Annotated in this window: 17 protein-coding genes; 7 read left to right on the forward strand and 10 right to left on the reverse strand. The window is 69.8% G+C overall.

Annotated elements, in window-relative coordinates; genetic code table 11:
• Nucleotides 1–53 precede the first annotated feature (53 nt).
• From ACRARE_RS13625 to ACRARE_RS13640, 4 genes are read left to right on the forward strand one after another with little or no spacing between them, the layout of a single operon-like run.
• Complete coding sequence (locus ACRARE_RS13625; RefSeq protein ID WP_432656994.1) at nt 54–899, forward strand: DUF459 domain-containing protein; 846 nt, start codon at nt 54–56, stop codon at nt 897–899.
• The gene (locus ACRARE_RS13630) at nt 883–1,725 is read left to right on the forward strand and encodes a DUF459 domain-containing protein (protein ID WP_432656995.1); all 843 of its coding nucleotides are present in this window, start codon (nt 883–885) and stop codon (nt 1,723–1,725) included. The genes ACRARE_RS13625 and ACRARE_RS13630 overlap by 17 nt, the downstream gene beginning before the upstream one ends.
• Before the next feature lie 13 nt (nt 1,726–1,738).
• Nucleotides 1,739–3,124, forward strand: coding sequence for an MBOAT family O-acyltransferase (locus tag ACRARE_RS13635; RefSeq protein ID WP_432656996.1), 1,386 nt, complete (start codon nt 1,739–1,741; stop codon nt 3,122–3,124).
• A 9-nt stretch (nt 3,125–3,133) separates the two neighbouring features.
• On the forward strand, nt 3,134–3,364 hold the full coding sequence (locus ACRARE_RS13640) for a hypothetical protein (protein ID WP_432656997.1): 231 nt from the start codon (nt 3,134–3,136) through the stop codon (nt 3,362–3,364).
• Between the two features lie 24 nt (nt 3,365–3,388).
• On the opposite strand, the gene ACRARE_RS13645 is transcribed toward ACRARE_RS13640, so the two are convergent.
• The 10 genes from ACRARE_RS13645 to ACRARE_RS13690 form a co-directional block, all read right to left on the reverse strand.
• Nucleotides 3,389–4,633, reverse strand: a complete 1,245-nt coding sequence (locus ACRARE_RS13645) for an Hsp70 family protein (protein ID WP_432656998.1) — start codon at nt 4,631–4,633, stop codon at nt 3,389–3,391.
• 74 nt (nt 4,634–4,707) lie between these two features.
• Nucleotides 4,708–5,103: a CBS domain-containing protein gene (locus tag ACRARE_RS13650; protein ID WP_432656999.1), complete on the reverse strand. Its 396-nt coding sequence runs from the start codon at nt 5,101–5,103 to the stop codon at nt 4,708–4,710.
• Complete coding sequence (locus tag ACRARE_RS13655; protein ID WP_432657000.1) at nt 5,100–5,270, reverse strand: hypothetical protein; 171 nt, start codon at nt 5,268–5,270, stop codon at nt 5,100–5,102. The genes ACRARE_RS13650 and ACRARE_RS13655 overlap by 4 nt, the downstream gene beginning before the upstream one ends.
• A gap of 1 nt (nt 5,271) precedes the next feature.
• Complete coding sequence (locus ACRARE_RS13660; RefSeq protein ID WP_432657001.1) at nt 5,272–6,258, reverse strand: FAD:protein FMN transferase; 987 nt, start codon at nt 6,256–6,258, stop codon at nt 5,272–5,274.
• A gap of 3 nt (nt 6,259–6,261) precedes the next feature.
• Nucleotides 6,262–7,494: an NADH:ubiquinone reductase (Na(+)-transporting) subunit F gene (gene nqrF / locus ACRARE_RS13665; RefSeq protein WP_432657002.1), complete on the reverse strand. Its 1,233-nt coding sequence runs from the start codon at nt 7,492–7,494 to the stop codon at nt 6,262–6,264.
• On the reverse strand, nt 7,491–8,102 hold the full coding sequence (nqrE, locus tag ACRARE_RS13670) for an NADH:ubiquinone reductase (Na(+)-transporting) subunit E (RefSeq protein WP_432657245.1): 612 nt from the start codon (nt 8,100–8,102) through the stop codon (nt 7,491–7,493). The genes nqrF and nqrE overlap by 4 nt, the downstream gene beginning before the upstream one ends.
• Nucleotides 8,102–8,764 (reverse strand): NADH:ubiquinone reductase (Na(+)-transporting) subunit D, encoded by a 663-nt coding sequence (locus ACRARE_RS13675; protein ID WP_432657003.1) that lies wholly within the window; start codon nt 8,762–8,764, stop codon nt 8,102–8,104. Before ACRARE_RS13675 ends, nqrE begins: the two co-directional genes overlap by 1 nt.
• A gap of 3 nt (nt 8,765–8,767) precedes the next feature.
• Nucleotides 8,768–9,565 (reverse strand): FMN-binding protein, encoded by a 798-nt coding sequence (locus ACRARE_RS13680; protein WP_432657004.1) that lies wholly within the window; start codon nt 9,563–9,565, stop codon nt 8,768–8,770.
• On the reverse strand, nt 9,558–10,376 hold the full coding sequence (locus tag ACRARE_RS13685; protein WP_432657005.1) for an RnfABCDGE type electron transport complex subunit D: 819 nt from the start codon (nt 10,374–10,376) through the stop codon (nt 9,558–9,560). Before ACRARE_RS13685 ends, ACRARE_RS13680 begins: the two co-directional genes overlap by 8 nt.
• Nucleotides 10,373–11,656 carry a Na(+)-translocating NADH-quinone reductase subunit A gene (locus ACRARE_RS13690; protein WP_432657006.1) on the reverse strand — a complete coding sequence of 428 codons (1,284 nt, stop codon included), beginning with the start codon at nt 11,654–11,656 and terminating at the stop codon, nt 10,373–10,375. The genes ACRARE_RS13685 and ACRARE_RS13690 overlap by 4 nt, the downstream gene beginning before the upstream one ends.
• A gap of 224 nt (nt 11,657–11,880) precedes the next feature.
• Here ACRARE_RS13690 and ACRARE_RS13695 point away from each other — a divergent pair, with 224 nt between their 5' ends.
• The 3 genes from ACRARE_RS13695 to adh all read left to right on the forward strand — a co-directional run bounded on the left by ACRARE_RS13695 (nt 11,881) and on the right by adh (nt 15,967).
• On the forward strand, nt 11,881–13,053 hold the full coding sequence (locus ACRARE_RS13695; protein WP_432657007.1) for a cytochrome c3 family protein: 1,173 nt from the start codon (nt 11,881–11,883) through the stop codon (nt 13,051–13,053).
• A gap of 234 nt (nt 13,054–13,287) precedes the next feature.
• Complete coding sequence (locus ACRARE_RS13700) at nt 13,288–14,238, forward strand: helix-turn-helix domain-containing protein (RefSeq protein ID WP_432657008.1); 951 nt, start codon at nt 13,288–13,290, stop codon at nt 14,236–14,238.
• 211 nt (nt 14,239–14,449) lie between these two features.
• Complete coding sequence (gene adh / locus ACRARE_RS13705; protein ID WP_432657009.1) at nt 14,450–15,967, forward strand: aldehyde dehydrogenase; 1,518 nt, start codon at nt 14,450–14,452, stop codon at nt 15,965–15,967.
• Nucleotides 15,968–16,417 lie beyond the last annotated feature (450 nt).

A 16,417-nucleotide genomic window follows, 5' to 3' on the forward strand; every position in this document is an offset into this window, starting at 1 on the left:
GCGCCCCCGAGACAACGACACGTCCCGGCCCAAGCCGGGGCAGAAGAGGACAGATGATGCTGCCGAACCGATCCGCCCTGCCCCGACGCCGCCCGCGCCGCAGCGCCTTGGGCGCCCTTGCTGCCGCCGCGCTGCTGGCCCTGCCTCTGGGGCTGGGCACCAGCTCTGCCGCCCGCGCCCAGGGCGTGGTGCCCATCGTCACCACCATGGGGCTGGACAGCCTGTCCTGCCCGCGCTCGACCGTGCGTCTGGGCGTGCTGGGCGACAGCCTGGCCGATGGCCTGTGGGGCGCCGTGCAACGCGCCCTTGGCCAATGCGGCAGCGTCGAGGTGCTGCGCCTCACGCAGGTCAGCGACGGGCTGACCCATACGCCGCCCGAGGAATGGATCGAACGCTTTAACGCCGCCACGCAAAGCACGGATGCGCAAGACGTTTTCATCGTCCAGATCGGTGCCAACGACCTGCGCCCGCTGCGCGACGACCGAAGCCGCGTGCCCTATGGCACCCCGGAGTGGGACGCGCTTTATGCCAAACGCGTGGGCGAACTGGCAGGCGAGCTGGCGGCGCGCGCCGACCGCATCCTTTGGGTCGGGCTGCCGGTGGTGGGTGAAGGCAAGTTCGAGCCCGAGTATCAGCACGTCAACGCCCTGATCTCGCAAACTCTGACCGCGCTGAACCTGCCCTTCCACGACATCCGCGAGCTGTCGCGCTTTGGCGCCGAGGATTTCGCCATGAACGCCGTGGTCAACGGCAACACCCGCCAGCTGCGCGCCCCCGACAAGATCCACTTCACCCCGCTGGGCTACGAGCTGATCGCCGCCGCCCTGGCCCCAGAGATCAAGGACGCCATGGCCACCCGTGAACGCAAGGCGATTTTCGGCAATGCTGCGCTTCAGTAAACTGCGCCGCACCCTCGGCCTGCTGAGCCTGGCCGCCCTGCCGGTGGCGGGCTGCACCTCGGCCCAGGATCTGGGTCAGATGCTGACCGCCCGGCCCGGCGGCGAGGCCCCGGCCCGCGTCACACCGGTGGCCCAGACCAGCCGCCGGTTCTCGGCCGAGGATCCCGCCACGCTGCTGGTCATCGGCGACAGCCTGGCAGACGGCTTTGGGATGCTTCTGATCCAGCGCGCCCAGGCGCGCGGGCTGCACCTGCGGGTGATCAACCGGGGCCGCGTGTCCACCGGCCTCAGCCGGGGCGATTTCTACGACTGGCCCGGCAACTTTACCCAGATGCTGGGCGCCACCCAGCCCGATTTCACCGTGGCGCATTTCGGCTCGAACGACATGCAGTCGATCCGCAGCGCAGCAGGCACCGTGCCCTTCCAGACCGAGGCCTGGGATGCCGCCTACAAGGCGCGGGCGGGCGGTATCGTCGCCGCCGCGACCGAGGCGGGATCGCTGTTTTACATGATCGGCCCGGCGCCCGACCGCAACACCAAGCTCAACGCCCATCTGGACCATATCAACCCGCTGCTGGCCGCCGCCGCACAGGAAAACGGCGGGATCTACTTCCCCCTGGCCCCCTATGCCTCGGGCGAGGGGTTCAGCTGGGTCGCCACCAGCCAGGTGGGGGATCAGACGCTGACCATCCGCTCGGGCGACGGGTCGCATTTCACCATGCGGGGCTATCAGCTGGTGGCGGATCTGGTGCTGGACGATCTGGTGCGCCGCATCCCCTCTCTGGTGCCCGCGCCCGCGCAGCTGGCCTTCATGCAGTTGCAGTAAGCGGCGCCCCCCGATGGTCTTTCCGACGCTCGACTTCGTACTGTTCTTCGTGGTGGTACTGGGGCTGAACCTGGCGCTGTTCGCCTGGAACGGCTGGCGCAAGGGGATGTTGCTGGCGGCCTCTTACTGGTTCTACGCCGCCTGGGATCTGCGCTTTCTGGCGCTGATGACGGGGGTGATCCTGCTGGCCTGGCTGGGCGGGCTGCCGGGGCGCAGGAAGGCCACGGCGCTGCGGGCGCTTTGCATCGCGGGGCTGCTTGGGTGCCTGGCCTTCTTCAAGTATTTCAACTTCTTCCTGCTGTCCTTTGCCAACCTTCTGGGCGAGGCGGGCCTCGCGCGGGATTTCAGTTGGGCGCAGGTGGTGCTACCCGTGGGGATCTCTTTCTACGTCTTCCAGGGGATCAGCTATATCGTCGACTGCGCGCGCGGCGATTGCGATCAGCGCCGCAACCCCTTTGACGTGGCCCTGTATGTCAGCTTCTTTCCCCAGCTGGTCGCGGGCCCCATCGTGCGCGCCGCCGATTTCCTGCCGCAGCTTGACCGGCTCGAACGGCCCGATGCCGCCATGCGCGGGATGGCCGTGGCGCTGATCCTGGCGGGGATGGTGAAGAAACTGATCATCGCGAATTACATCGCCGTGCTGCTGGTCGATCCGGTCTATACCGACCCCGCGTCCCAGGCCGCGCCCCAGGCCCTGGCGGCCATGCTGGGCTATGCGGTGCAGATCTATTGCGACTTTTCGGGCTATTCCGATATTGCCATCGGCGTGGCCCTTCTGCTGGGCTATCGCTTTACCGCCAACTTCAACCAGCCCTACCGCGCGGCGTCCTTGCGCGAGTTCTGGCAGCGCTGGCATATCTCGCTGTCGACCTGGATCCGCGACTATCTTTACATCCCCCTGGGCGGCAACCGGGGGGGCAAGGGGCGGCAGGCGGTGACGCTGCTGGTGGTCATGGGGCTGGCGGGCCTCTGGCACGGGGCCGCCTGGACCTTTGTCATCTGGGGGCTGGCGCATGGGGCGCTGGTCGCGGTCGAGCGGCTGACCGGGCAGCACCGCGCCAGCGGCGCGCGGGCGCTGCGGATCGGGGTGGTCTTTGCGCTGGTGACGCTGCTGTGGCTGCCCTTCCGCGCCCATGACATGGGCCAAGTGGGCCAGATGCTGGCGGCGCTGACCCGCCCGGCCAGCGACTATGCGGTGCCGCTGCATGGCTTCGCCCTGATGCTGATTGCCGCCGGGCTGGCGCTGAACGCCCTGCCGCTTGGCTGGTTCACCCGGTCTGGCCAGGCCCTGGCCCGCGTCGCGCCCGAGGTGCAGGCCCTGGCGCTGGCCGCCGGGCTGATCCTGTGCTTCGCCATGGCGCAAGAGGGCGTGGCGCCCTTCATCTACTTCCAGTTCTAGGGAATGACGATGGCCCGCAACCTGCGTTTCTTCCTGACCCTCTGTGCCGCGCTGATCCTGCTTTGGGCCTTCTCGGGCGAGCGGATCGTCGACTGGGCGTTCGAGCTGCCCCTGCCCGATGCGCTGATGGATCCGCTGTTGAACGCGGTCTTCTGGGGCGAGGATCTGAAGGCCGCCCTGGGCCTGCCCGATCTTTTCGGCGCGCTGCGCGGGATGCTGCACCGGCTGGCGGGGCTCTAGGGTCTGGGCTCTGGGGTCTGTCGCTCAGGCCGTGGCCAGGGCCAGCCCGTCCACAACGGCGGTGAAGGCCTCGGAGCGGCGCAGCTTGGCCCCCGGGCAGATGCCCTGCGCCTCTTCCTGCACCAGCCCCATGAGGGACGACCCGCCCACCAGGATCACCGAGCTGACCTGCCCCGGCGCCACGGCCCCCGCCACCAGCGTGTCGTAGATCGCGCCGCGCAGGGCCTCGCGCGCCTCGGCCAGGGCCGCGTTGACCGAGCCTGCGGTGGTGCGCACCCTGAGGCCCCGCTCCACCATCCCCATGTCGATCTGCCCGGCCCCCTCGGGGCCATTGGCGCCGATCTTGCCCCGTTCCACCGCAAAGGCCAGCTCATGGCCCAACTGGTCCTCGATCACCACCGCCAGCCGCTCCATCCGCTTGGGATCCACCGCGTGGGCCTGCATGTCGGCCACGGCGCGGGCGGTTTCGGCGGTGTAAAGGAAGGGGATCTTGGCCCAGGTCGCCAGGTCCACATAGATGGGTTTCGGCACCGGCAGCAGGCCCTCGCCGAAGGTCCGGCGCAGCTCGCCGCCCAGGCCCAGTTCGGGCATGGCATGGGTCATCGAGACCGCATGGTCAAAATCCGTGCCGCCCAGGCGGATCCCGTGGCTGGCGATGATGCCGATGCCGTTGCCTTCGGCCCGGAACAGGGTGAAATCCGAGGTGCCGCCGCCGATGTCGACGATCAGCCCCACCTCGCCCGGGTGGCCGTCGCCCAGGCTGGCCAGGGCCGCGGCCTCGGGTTCGAACATGAAGCGGACCTCGGCAAACCCGGCCTCGGCATAGCAGCCGCGCAGGTCGGCCTCGGCGCGGGCGTCGCGTTCGGGGTCATTGCTGTGGAAATGCACCGGGCGGCCCGACAGGGCGCGGGTGAAGGTCTGGCCGGTCTCGGCCTCGGCGCGGGTCTTCACCGCCACCAGGAAGGCCGTGACGATCTCGGCCAGGGTCCGCCGCTTGCCGCCGATCAGGCGCTTTTCGTGGAACAGCCCGGTGCCCAGCACCGATTTCAGCGCCCGCATATAGCGCCCCTCGTCGCCCGCGATCAGCGCCTCGGCGGCGGCAGAGCCGATGCGCATCCGCCCGGTGTCGGTTTCGAAGAAGACCGCCGTGGGCAGGGTTTCCTCGCCCGCCTCGATGGGGATACGGCGCAGCTGGCCGCCCTGCATCACCGCCGCGGCAGAATTGGAGGTGCCAAAGTCGATGGCGAGAACGGGATCGGGGGCGGACATGAGGGGCGGCTCCTGCGTCGGAAGAGCTTGCCGGGCTATCCGATCGGGCCGGGCCGGGCAAGGCGCAAAGCGCCCTAGCCCATGTCCATCAGCGCGCCCAGCACATCCGAGCGGCGCAGCATCCCCACCACGCGCCCTTCCTCGACCACCGGAAAGACCCGGTGCGGCGAATTGGAAAAGGCCTCGGCGGCGGTGATCAGGTCATCCTCGGCGTTGCAGGTCATGGGGGCACGGCTCATGCTGTCCTCGACCCGGCCCTTCCACTCTTGGTAATAAGAGGCGTAGAGCGCGGGTTTGAAGCAATCCTTCTGGCTGAGGATGCCGGTCAACAGCCCGTCCTGATCCACCACCACGGCGGCGGCGGCGCGGCCCTCGACCAGCAGGGCGGCGGCGCGGCGAATGGGCATGTCGGGTGTCACCTCGACCCAGTCGGTCTGCATCAGGATGGACACGCGGGCCTCGGTGCTCATGCCTCGCCCCTCTCGGCAGCGGCCCGGTTGGGGCAGATCTCGCAGGCCTTACCGCATTTCGCAGCGCCGCCGCAGGAGGTCTGGACGGGATCGCGCCCGAAGACCAGGCCCAGGGCCAGGCCGCCAGCGGCCAGTAGGAAGATGGCGAGGACGAGGAACAGCTCCATCTCAGACCCCTTTCAGATGCTGCGCAAAGGCGCCGGTGGTCTGGCGGTGCAGCCCCCCGGCCCCGGCGCTGAGGAACAGCGCGTCAAGGCCCGCGCAGCGGGCCAGGGCGGGCCCTTCGGCCGCTGCGGCAAAAAGGGCCGTGGCCCAGCCATCGGCCTGCATGGCCGAGGCGCCCAGCACCGAAACCGACAGCAGCCCCGTGGCCACCGGCGCCCCGGTGGCGGGGTCGATGATATGGCCATAGCGCGCCCCGCCCAGCGTATAGCTTTGCGCCTTCAGCCCCGAGGTGGCCACGGCGCCGGTCAGCGCCAGCACACCGGCCAGACCGGCGGCCTCGGGGCGCGGATCCTCGACCGCCACCTGCCAGGCGCGGCCCTCGGGGTGCTGGCCCCGGGCCAGCAGTTCGCCGCCCAGGTCGATCAGGAAATCGCGATGCCCTGCCGCCCGCAGCAGCGCCCCCATGCGGTCCAGAGCGTGGCCCTTGGCGATGCCACACAGATCCAGCGTCAGCCCGGCGCGGGCCTTGATCACCGCGCCCTCGTCCAGCGTCAGCCCCTGCCAGTCGGGCGCGCCCGCGCCCGCAATGGGGCCAAAGCCCCAGCGGGCCACCTGCGGGCCGACCGTGGGGTCGAAATGCCCGCCGCTTTGCCTGGCCAGGGCCAGCGCCGCGCCGGTCACCGCCAGCGTCTCGGCAGGCAGCGCGCAGGCGCCGGGACCGGCGGCGTTGAAGCGGCTGATATCACTGTCGGCGCGCCAGGGCGACATCTGCGCGTCCACATCGGCCAGCAGGGCCAGGATCGGGGCGCGCAGGGCGTCGATCCCCTGGCCTGCGGGCAGGGTCACCTGCCAGGCGGTGCCGAAGGCCGGGCCGGTCAGGGTCTCGACCGCCCGGGGGCCTGCCCGCAACAGCCCCGGCAGGGCCAGCGTGGCGGTGGCGGCGCCCAGAAGGGCACGGCGGGTCGGTCGTTTCGAGAAGTCGCTTTGCATGGCTCAGGCTCCGAAATCGTCCTTGTAGATATTGCTCGGCTCGACCCCGAGCCGTTCCAGCGTGGCCAGCACGGCCGAGATCATCACCGGCGGGCCGCAGAGGTAGTATTCGCAATCCTCGGGCGCGGGATGGCCCTGCATGGCGCGCATCACCGTTTCGTGGATGAACCCCGTCGCGCCGGTCCAGCGGTCGCCCGGGGCCGGATCCGACAGGGCGGGGGTCCAGGCGAAATTCGGGTGCGCGGCCGCGATGTCGTTGAACTCGTCGACATAGAAGAGATCCGCGACCGAGCGCGCGCCGTAGAAATAGCGCATCTTGCGGGCGGTGCCCGCCCCGATCTGTTCGTGGATCATGGCGCGCAGCGGTGCCATGCCGACGCCGCCGCCGATGAACACCATGTCCGAGGTCGTGTCCTGCACATGGATCTCGCCGAAGGGCCCCGAGACCTCGACCACATCCCCCGGCTGGCGGGCAAACAGCCAGGACGAGACCTGGCCCGGCGGGATCTCTTCCTCGCGGCCCGCAGGCGGCACGGCCAGGCGAATGTTGAAGACCACGCGGCCTGCGGCGGTATCTTCGGGACGCGAGGCGATGGAATAGGCGCGGGTCACCTGACCGGTGGTCTCGGACGTCAGACTGTCCCAGCGGGCCTGATGCCAGGCGGCGCGGAAGGTCTCATCCACCGGCATATCGGCGAAGTTCAGGCTGTAGGCCGGGGCGTTTAGCTGCATGAAGCCCCCGGCGCGGAAGTTGAAATCGTGGCCCTTGGGCAGTTCCAGCACCAGTTCGCGGATCAGCGGCGCCATCATTCGGTTCGACACGACGGTGCAGTCGAAGCCACCGCCGCCCGACAGGAACTCGTCGGGGATCGTCACCTCGCAAGACCCGCGCAGCTGCGTCTGGCAGGCCAGCCGCTTGCCCGCCTTGCGTTCCGCCGCCGACAGGATGCCGCGTTCGGTGGCGCCCGCCTCGCCCGCGCCCTCGCCCGTGACCACCACGCGGCAAAGGCCACAGGTGCCCGAGCCGCCACAGCCCGCCGGAATGCCGATGCCCGCCCCGTGCAACACCCCCAGCAGGCGGTCGCTGCGCTGCGCCTCGATCTCCTTGATGCCGTTGACGGTGACGGTCAGCCCGCCCTGCGGCACCAGCTTGCGCCGCGCCAGCAGCAGGCCCAGGGTCAGCCCCACCACCAGCAGGACAACGATCAGAGAGGCAAGCAGGATCTCGTCGGTCATTGCGCGGCCATCTGTGCGAAAGAGGAAAAGCCGAGCGACATCAGCCCTGCCAGGATGAAGGTGATGCCCAGGCCCCGCAGCCCTGCGGGCAGGTCGGCATAGGCCAGCCGGGCGCGGATCGCCGACAGGGTGATCACCGAGACGGCAAAGCCCGTGCCGCCGCCGATCCCGAAGACGAAGCTTTCGGCCAGGTCATAGTTGCGTTCCACCATGAAAAGGCTGCCCGCCAGGATGGCGCATTGCACCGTCAGCAGCGGCAGGAACACCCCGAAGGCCGCGTGGACCTTGGGCAGGAAGCGGTCCAGCAGCATTTCCAGCAGCTGCACGATGGCGGCGATGACCCCGATGAAGGCCACCAGGCTGAGGTAGGAGAGGTCGATCTCGGGGTAGCCCGCCCAGGCCCAGGCGCCGGGCGCCAGCAGCGCGTGATAGATCACCTGGTTCAGCGGCGTGGTGACGCCCATGACCGCGATCATGGCGATCCCCAGCCCCACGGCGGTTTCGGGCCGTTTCGACAGGGCCAGAAAGGTGCAAAGCCCCAGGAAGAGGGTCAGCGGCAGGTTCTCGACAAAGGCCGCCGACAGGAAGAGGGACCAGAGGTCTGCCATCATGCGCCCTCCTCGACCTCTGGCGGCACCGTGTCGGGCGCCTCGGCCTGATCGGGCCAGATCGAGCGGATGGCCCAGACCAGCCCGCCCAGCAGGAAGAAGGCCGAGGGCGCCAGCAGCATCAGCGCCAGCGGCGTGAACCAGCCGCCCTGCTCTGCCAGGGGCAGCACCTGCACGCCCATCAGGCTGCCCGCGCCGAAGAGCTCACGCAGGGCGCCCACCAGGCACAGGACCAGCGAATAGCCCAGCCCGTTGCCAAGGGCGTCCACCATCGCGCGCCCCGGCGGGTTCAGCCGGGCGAAGCTTTCGGTGCGACCCAGCACCAGGCAGTTGGTGGTGATCAGGCTGACGAAGACCGACAGGCTCTGGCTGATTTCAAACAGGTAGGCCTGGAGCAGCTGGTCGATGACGATCACCAGCGAGGCGACGATGACGATCTGCACGATCAGCCGGATGGTGTCGGGGATATGCCGCCGGATCAGGCTGATGACGCCTGCCGACAGCACCAGCACCGTGGTCAGCGAGGCCGCCATGGTCAGCGCCGTCGGCAGCGAGGTTGTCACCGCCAGGGCCGAGCAGATACCGAGGATCTGCAAGGTCACCGGGTTCTGCCGCACCAGCGGATCGGTGAAGGTGGACCAGAGGGGGGACGGCGCGGTCATGGCTCAGAACTCCCCGCGCCGCACGGCCTCGATCAGCGGGCCATAGCCCTCTTCGCCCAGCCAGAAGCGGATGATGCGCGTCATGGCCGAGGAGGTACGGGTGGCGCCGGTGATGCCGTCGACCTCATACTCGGTCGAGGCTGGCCCCTTGGCCACGGCAAAGCGGACCTCGCCCGTGGCATCCATGGTCTGCACCCCGTTGAAGGAGGCCTGCCAGGCCGGTTCCTCGATCCGGGCGCCGAGGCCAGGGGTTTCCGACTGGCCGGTGATGGTCAGCCCGGCGATGGTGTGCATGTCGCCCTTCAAGGCCAGGATGCCGTCGATGCGCCCGTTATAGCCCTGCCCGCTGAAGGGCAGCAGCAGCAGGGAAACCTCGCCGTCGCTGCGCAGCAGGTAGATCTGCGCGTAATCGGGGCGCTGTACCAGGCCCGCGATGTCGGCGCCCGGGTCCAGCACCGTCCAGTTGGCGGTATCGGCCAGGGCGGTGTCCAGCGTCGCCGGGGTGATCTGGGTGGCGGCGCGGCCCGCGTCGAGGTCGATGACCACCGTCGACAGCGCTCCGCCCGACTGCTCCAGCAGGGCCGACATGCCCGGAATGCCCGCCACCAGCGCCGACAACCGCGCCTGTTCCTCGGCGGCGCGGTTGGCAGCCTGGATCGGGCGCAGGATGACGGTGGCGCCGCTGACCATGACGGCACAGCAGGCCGAGACCAGGAAGGCCACCAGCAGGGTCTTGGTCCGGCTCTCGTTCGGCAGGGCCAGCAGGCGGCGCCAGGCGGAGAAGGGATTGAGATCAGCCAAGGTGTGTCTCCGTCTTGGGCGCCAGGGCGCGTTGGCGTCTTGCGCGCCAGATCGCGATGGCGGCTTCGTCCAGGATGGGGGCGGCCAGGGCGGCCAGAAGGGCGGCGGAAACGGTGATCTGCACCGGCGCCCCGCCCTCCCAGCCGGTGGCGAACAGAAGGATCAGCGCGGCGTAAAGGGCCCCGCCCAGCCAGCGCGCCGGGCGCGTGGCGGGGCTGGCCACCGGATCGCAGACCAGCAGGACCAGGCCGATCCAGGCCACGGGCAGCACCTCGGGCAGACCGGCGGGCCAGGTGCCCCCGGCCAGTGCCCAGCTCAGGCCCGCGACCAGCGCCGCGCCCGCGATCACCCGCCCGGGCATGACGCCCAGGGCCACGCCCAGCCCCGCCGCCGGGATCGCCGCCCAGGCGACCGGCAGCACGAACTCGGGCCAGGGTGCTGCGGGAAAGCCGAAGCCCAGGAAGGCCAGGGTCACCGTGGCCGGGTTCACCACGTTGCGACCCCAGCCCCCGAAGACCAGCTCGCCCATGACCATGCCAAAGCTGATGCCCAGCACCAGCCGCAGCAGCCCCAGATCCTCGGGCGCCAGCATGGCCACGGCCAGGGCGCTGAGGGCGCCGGCGAAACTGGGGGGCTGGGCGCGGGCGATCATGAAGATCAGATGCCACAGCCCCGAGACCAGCAGGGTCAGCGCCAGCCGTCCCGCCGCCGCGATGCCGCCGTACCACAGCCAGGCCAGGGCCAGCGGCATCAGCGCCACCAGCAACAGCAGGGCCACGGTTTCCCGATCCCACAGGCCGCGCATCCTCATGTCCCCTCCCCTTCCTCGGCCGCGATCCGGTCCAGCGCGCCGCGCAACAGCGCCGCCAGGCGCGGCTCGGCGCCGGTGACGTAATCGGCCAGGGCCAGATCCTCTTCCAGCAGGGTCAGCCCGCCCAGCTTGTCCAATGTCTCATCATCGCCCGCCGACAGGGCCCGCAGCAGGGCCATCCCCGGCAGGGCGCCGCCCAGGGCCTGATCCAGCGCCGCCGTGGGGATCAGCGGCAGGGGCCGCGCGGCGCGGCTGAGGGCGGCGCGGAACCAGTGGCCCCGGGGCGCCCCGTGGTGATGGGGCAGCACCGACAGCTGCCGGTCGCGTGGCGCCAGCCAGACCGCCCGCCGCCCATCCAGGGCCGAGCCCGACAGCAGGTCGTGAGGCCCCGGCAGGGTCAGCCCGTGGCACAGGCCCGCCAGATGCGCCCCCTCCTGGCAGCGCAGCAGCCGCGCCTCGCTCAACGCCGGACCGGTGACCGCAACGGTGCGCAGCGCGGGCCGCAGGCCGGTGGCCAGCAGCGCGCCCAGATCGGCGACGTCCTCGGCATGGATGTCCCACACCGGGGCCGCGACCGAGGCCGGGTGATGATGGTGCAGCACATGACCCGCCAGCCCCTGGGGATGGCGCGGCCCGCTGTGCAGGATCCGCAGGCGCCCCTCGACCGCGCCGGGCCCGGCCAGGGCGGCGCCGCGCGGTTGGCACAGATAGATCGGCCCCTCGGTCAGATGGCCGAGCGCCGCCAGCCCGCGCATCAGATCTTCGCCCCGCCCCTCAAGCATGGCGAGGGGATCGGGGGCCAGGGGGCGGCTGTCGGCGGCCATGACCAGGATCGCGGCGGGCACCGCCGCGGGCCCGGGCATATGGCCGAAGGGCCGCGCCCGCAGCTGGCGCCACAACCCGCTGTCCTGCATCAGGCGGCGCAGCGCGGCGGCATCGCCCGCGGTGGCGGCGGCGGTGTCATGGGTCTGCACCTCGCCGCCCGCATCGCGGAACAGCACGATCTCGTGCAGCTGTCGGCCCGGGCCCAGATGCACCTTGGCCACCCGGCCCGGCATCGGCGCCACCAGGGCGATCTCGGGATGGTCGCGCAACCGCGCCACCGGGGCGCCCCCGGCCACCGCCTCGCCCTCGCGCACCAACAGGTCCAGGCGCAGCGCCTCGCCATGCCCGGGCACGATCGCGGCCTCTTCGGTCCAATGCTCGCGCACCGCAACAGAGCCCAGTGGCGCCGAAGGCACCGCCAGGTTCAATCCCGATTGTAGCAGCTGCGACAGCATTCTCCCTCCACAGTCAATTCACCCTCGGAAGGGGCCTATGCCGACTAAAGCACAACTTTGCAAAAACACTGCCGATTCCGCCCGAAAATTAAAAAGGGCTTTTGTGACATAGGTTTGTTTGAGTGTTTTTTCGCCACATTCACATTCCCGTCATTGCCCGGAGGCTATCCCACGGTATCATTCAGGCCATAGCCGAATTCACAGCCATAAGCCGGGATAAGCCAATGCGTGGGAAAATCATCGCCGTTTCACCGGTCCTCGCCCTGCTGGCCGCCTGTTTCCTGACGGGGACATCGGCGGCCCAGGCCCAGGATGCAACCGCCACCGACAGCGACGGCGCGATCACGCCCTTCGTGCTGCCCGACGCAGGCCCCTTCGAGCCGAAATCCCTGGGCGAGCAGAACACCGCGGCGATCACCGCCTGGCTGAAGGGCGGCCATGCCGATGCCACCGCCGAGGCCTTCACCCATTGGAACGAAGAGGGCGAAGTGCCGCCCAACTGCTCGGTCTGTCACGCGGGCGCGGGCTTCCGCAGCTTCCACGGGCTGGACGGCAGCGCGCCGGGCCTGCCCGAGTCGCCGCTGCCCACCGGCGGCGTGGTGGATTGCGAGACCTGCCACAATGACGGGCTGGCCTCGATCGCCGAGATCACCCTGCCCTCGGGCGTGGTGCACCCGGTGGTCGGCGTCGAAGCGGCCTGCATGACCTGTCACCAGGGCCGCGCGGCGGGCGCCACGGTCGAGGCCGCCACCGCCTCGAAACCCGACGACACCCCCGATGCCGAGCTGCGCTTCGTCAACCCGCACTATGCCACCGCCGCCGCCAGCTGGCTGGGCGGCTATGGCGGCGCCGGGGTGCATTACCCGGGCAAGACCTATTCGGGCCGCTTCTTCCATGCCCGCCCGGTGGCCTCTTGCGTCTCGTGCCACAACCCGCACAGCCTGGAGGTGAAGGTCGAGACCTGCACCACCTGCCACGACGCCGACAGCCCGCGCGCGATCCGCATCCGCAAGCAAAGCTATGACGGCTCGGGCAATCTGGCCGTCGGCATCCGCTCGGACATCGAGGCCAACGCCCGCCTGCTGATGGAGACGCTGGTGGCCTATACCTCCGAGGTGGCCGGGACGGCCCTCGTCTTCGAGGCGCATTACCCCTACTTCTTCGCCGATACCAACGGCGACGGGGTGGCCGATCAGGCCGAGGGCCGCGCCGTCACCTATGCGGCCTGGACGCCCCGGTCGCTGCGCGCCGCCTACAACTGGAAACTGGTCACCGCCGATCCGGGCATCTATGCGCATAACCCGCATTACGCGCTGGAGCTGCTTTACGACTCGATCGAGGATCTGGCCGGGGCCACCGACAGTGTCGATTTCGACACCCTGAACATCCTGCGCTGAGGGGCGCGCGGCCCCGCCGGGCCGCCCCCCTTCTGACGGAACCAGATCAGGCGCCGCCCCCGGGGTGGCGCCTTTTTTCGGGCCCGTCCCTTTTGCGCCCCCCGCCCCCGGCCCGCGACAGCCCCCTTTACCTGTCTCAAACTGACGTCTTGCGTCCGCCCGGGGGGCTTTGCGATAGTTACCCTTGGGTCACCCATTCCGCTGGCGGGGACCCACGCCAAGGGAGGAGCCAGCATGACAGCCAATGACCACGCGCATGTCTCTCGCGTGATGCAGACCGTCACCTGTGACGCCGCCGCCGCGCGCTCGCGCCTGGCGGCCTCGTGGCAGCGCTCTTTCGCGCGCCACAGGCTGGACCCGGCGGCGCCCGCGCCCACGGAACGGCACACCGCGCGGCTGGCGCTTCAGGAAGAAATGCTGGGCCGACTGCTGCATGTGGCCAGCCCGCGCCTGGACGAGCTGTTTCAGGCCATCGGCCAAAGCGGCCACGGGGTGTTCCTGACCGACGCGCGCGGGCTGATCCTGCGCGCCCGGCAACGCGACGGCGACGCCGAGGGATTCAGCCAGGCGGGCCTGGTGGCAGGCGGCGACTGGAGCGAAGAGGCCCAGGGCACCAATGGCATCGGCACCTGCCTGACCGAGAAACGCCCGCTGATCATCCACCGCGACCAGCATTACCTGGCGCGCAATACCGCCATGAGCTGTATCGACGCGCCGGTCTTTGACCATCAGGGCGCGCTGATCGCGGCGCTGGACGTCTCCTCGGCCCGTGCCGAAAGCGACGGGTTCAACCAGCTGATTGGCGCCGTGGTGGGCACCATCGCGACCAAGATAGAAACCGATCTGTTCCGCGACATCTACGCCGACCGTCAGGTGGTCCTGGTGGGCGACGACCGCTCGGGCGCCTCGCTGCTGGCGGTGGATGGGGACGGCCTGGTGGTCGGCGCCACGCGCAGCGCGCGGATCCATTGCGGGCTGGCGCGCGAAGGGGCCCTGCGCCCGGTGCCGCTGCGCGACGTGCTGGGCGAGACCGCCGAAGGCCTGTCGGGGGCGGAAAAGGCGGCGTTGAAACGGGCGCTGGCGCGCTCGGGCGGCAATGTCTCGGCCGCCGCCCGCGCCCTGGGCATCGGCCGCGCCACCCTCTATCGCCGGATGAAACGTCTGGGGCTGTCGGGCGGCGACTGACTCCGCCCGCCCCCTGCCCCCCTCCTCGGGCGAGGCGGATCGGCGCCGTGCAGGCGCGACCCGGGCCAAGGTGTCTCAGCGCTGAGACACAATTGCCCCGTCGCCGCCTTGCCCCCCGCTGACAGGCCCCGCCCGAAGGTGCCAGATCTCTGTCATCGGCGCCCCCTCCGGGGCCCGCCGGTCCGATTTCGACAGATGGAGGAGACCTGTCATGAACGAGATGAGCCAACCCGACCTGAGCCGCACTTCGCCGTTCCAGACCCGCTATGACAACTTCATCGGCGGCCGCTTCGTGGCCCCCGTGGGCGGCGCCTATTTCGACAACATCACGCCGATCACCGGCGAGGTGGTCTGCGAGGTGGCCCGCTCCGCCGCGGCGGATGTCGAGCTGGCGCTGGATGCCGCCCATATGGCCAAGGACGCCTGGGGCCGCACCTCGGCCACCGAACGCGCCAACACGCTGCTGAAGATCGCCGACCGCCTGGAAGAGAACCTGGACCTGCTGGCCCGGGCCGAGACCTGGGACAACGGCAAGCCGATCCGCGAGACGACCCTGGCCGACATCCCGCTGGCGGTGGACCACTTCCGCTATTTCGCCGGGGTGCTGCGCGCCCAGGAAGGCAATATGTCGGAGATCGACGCCGACACCGTCGCCTACCACTATCACGAGCCCCTGGGCGTCGTGGGCCAGATCATCCCCTGGAACTTCTCGATCCTGATGGCGGCCTGGAAACTGGCCCCCGCCCTGGCGGCCGGCAACTGCATCGTGCTGAAACCCGCCGAACAGACCCCCGCCGCGATCATGGTGCTGATGGACCTGATCGCCGACCTGCTGCCCGCGGGCGTTCTGAACATCGTCAACGGCTTTGGCGGCGAGGTGGGCGCGGCCCTGGCCAGCTCTTCGCGCATCGCCAAGATCGCCTTCACCGGCTCGACCGAGACGGGGCGGAAGATCATGCAGGCGGCGACCGAGAACCTGATCCCGGTCACGCTGGAACTGGGCGGCAAGTCCCCCAACATCTTCTTCAGCGATGTCATGGCCGAGGATGACGCCTTCCTCGACAAGGCGGTCGAGGGCTTTGTCCTCTTTGCCTTCAACCAGGGCGAGGTCTGCACCTGCCCGTCGCGCGCCCTGATCCAGGAAGACATCTACGAAGAGTTCATCAAGCGCGCCATCGCCCGGGTCGAGGCCATCCAGCGCGGCGACCCGCGCGACATGGAAACCATGGTGGGTGCCCAGGCGTCGCGCGAGCAGCAGGAAAAGATCCTGTCCTACCTGACCATCGGGGTCGAGGAAGGCGCCGAGGTGCTGACCGGCGGCAAGGCCGCGCAGGTCGAAGGACTGGATGGCGGCTACTACATCGAACCGACGATCCTGAAGGGCCACAACAAGATGCGCGTCTTCCAGGAAGAGATCTTCGGCCCGGTCGTTTCGGTCTGTACCTTCAAGACCGAGGAAGAGGCGCTGGAGATCGCCAATGACACGATGTACGGCCTGGGCGCCGGTGTCTGGACCCGCGATGCCAACCGTTGCTACCGGGTGGGCCGCGCCATCCAGGCGGGGCGTGTCTGGGTGAACAACTATCACGCCTACCCCGCCCACGCGGCCTTTGGCGGCTACAAGCAATCGGGCATCGGGCGCGAGAACCACAAGATGATGCTGGACCACTACCAGCAGACCAAGAACATCCTGATGTCCTACAACCCCAACAAGCTGGGCTTCTTCTGAGGCCCGCCTGACAAGACGCGGCCCCGTCGGGCGCGGTTGGTTCCCGGGTGGCGCCCCCTGAGCACCGCCACCCGGGCCACCGGCCCGGTCCATTCCCGGCGGGACGCAACGGCCGGGCTGCCTCCACGTCCCAAGAGAGGCGGCCCGGCCACCCCGTTTGAGATCGCATCGCCGTCCTCCCTGCGATGCGTCGCATGTCCCCGGCCCGGACGCGCAGGCCCCGGACATGCCCGGCCAGGCCCGCCCCGCCCCCCCTCGGCGACCCGTGGGCGGGCCTGCCGGAGCAAAGGCAAAGACCGGCGCAGCCCGCGCCGGTCTTTTGCCTTCCCCTCCCCTCGGGGCCAGGCCCCTGCCTCCCGTGATTGACGGCCCCCGCCCCCCTAGGGGAGCAGGGACCCGGACCGCCGGTCGGACGGTGAGAGAGAGAAGACCGGCGCCCCTTCGCTATGC

It is taken from the genome of Pseudooceanicola aquaeponti, from assembly GCF_050897975.1.
GTDB lineage: Bacteria > Pseudomonadota > Alphaproteobacteria > Rhodobacterales > Rhodobacteraceae > Pseudooceanicola.

Coding starts and splice junctions, on each gene's coding strand:
- ACRARE_RS13625 (WP_432656994.1), top strand. CDS start 54: ATGATGCTGCCGAACCGATCCGCCCTGCCCCGACGCCGCCCGCGCCGC.
- nqrF (WP_432657002.1), bottom strand. CDS start 7,494: ATGACCGACGAGATCCTGCTTGCCTCTCTGATCGTTGTCCTGCTGGTG.
- ACRARE_RS13655 (WP_432657000.1), bottom strand. CDS start 5,270: ATGGAGCTGTTCCTCGTCCTCGCCATCTTCCTACTGGCCGCTGGCGGC.
- nqrE (WP_432657245.1), bottom strand. CDS start 8,102: ATGGCAGACCTCTGGTCCCTCTTCCTGTCGGCGGCCTTTGTCGAGAAC.
- ACRARE_RS13635 (WP_432656996.1), top strand. CDS start 1,739: ATGGTCTTTCCGACGCTCGACTTCGTACTGTTCTTCGTGGTGGTACTG.
- adh (WP_432657009.1), top strand. CDS start 14,450: ATGAACGAGATGAGCCAACCCGACCTGAGCCGCACTTCGCCGTTCCAG.
- ACRARE_RS13690 (WP_432657006.1), bottom strand. CDS start 11,656: ATGCTGTCGCAGCTGCTACAATCGGGATTGAACCTGGCGGTGCCTTCG.
- ACRARE_RS13675 (WP_432657003.1), bottom strand. CDS start 8,764: ATGACCGCGCCGTCCCCCCTCTGGTCCACCTTCACCGATCCGCTGGTG.
- ACRARE_RS13700 (WP_432657008.1), top strand. CDS start 13,288: ATGACAGCCAATGACCACGCGCATGTCTCTCGCGTGATGCAGACCGTC.
- ACRARE_RS13630 (WP_432656995.1), top strand. CDS start 883: ATGCTGCGCTTCAGTAAACTGCGCCGCACCCTCGGCCTGCTGAGCCTG.
- ACRARE_RS13695 (WP_432657007.1), top strand. CDS start 11,881: ATGCGTGGGAAAATCATCGCCGTTTCACCGGTCCTCGCCCTGCTGGCC.
- ACRARE_RS13640 (WP_432656997.1), top strand. CDS start 3,134: ATGGCCCGCAACCTGCGTTTCTTCCTGACCCTCTGTGCCGCGCTGATC.
- ACRARE_RS13660 (WP_432657001.1), bottom strand. CDS start 6,258: ATGCAAAGCGACTTCTCGAAACGACCGACCCGCCGTGCCCTTCTGGGC.
- ACRARE_RS13645 (WP_432656998.1), bottom strand. CDS start 4,633: ATGTCCGCCCCCGATCCCGTTCTCGCCATCGACTTTGGCACCTCCAAT.
- ACRARE_RS13685 (WP_432657005.1), bottom strand. CDS start 10,376: ATGAGGATGCGCGGCCTGTGGGATCGGGAAACCGTGGCCCTGCTGTTG.
- ACRARE_RS13650 (WP_432656999.1), bottom strand. CDS start 5,103: ATGAGCACCGAGGCCCGCGTGTCCATCCTGATGCAGACCGACTGGGTC.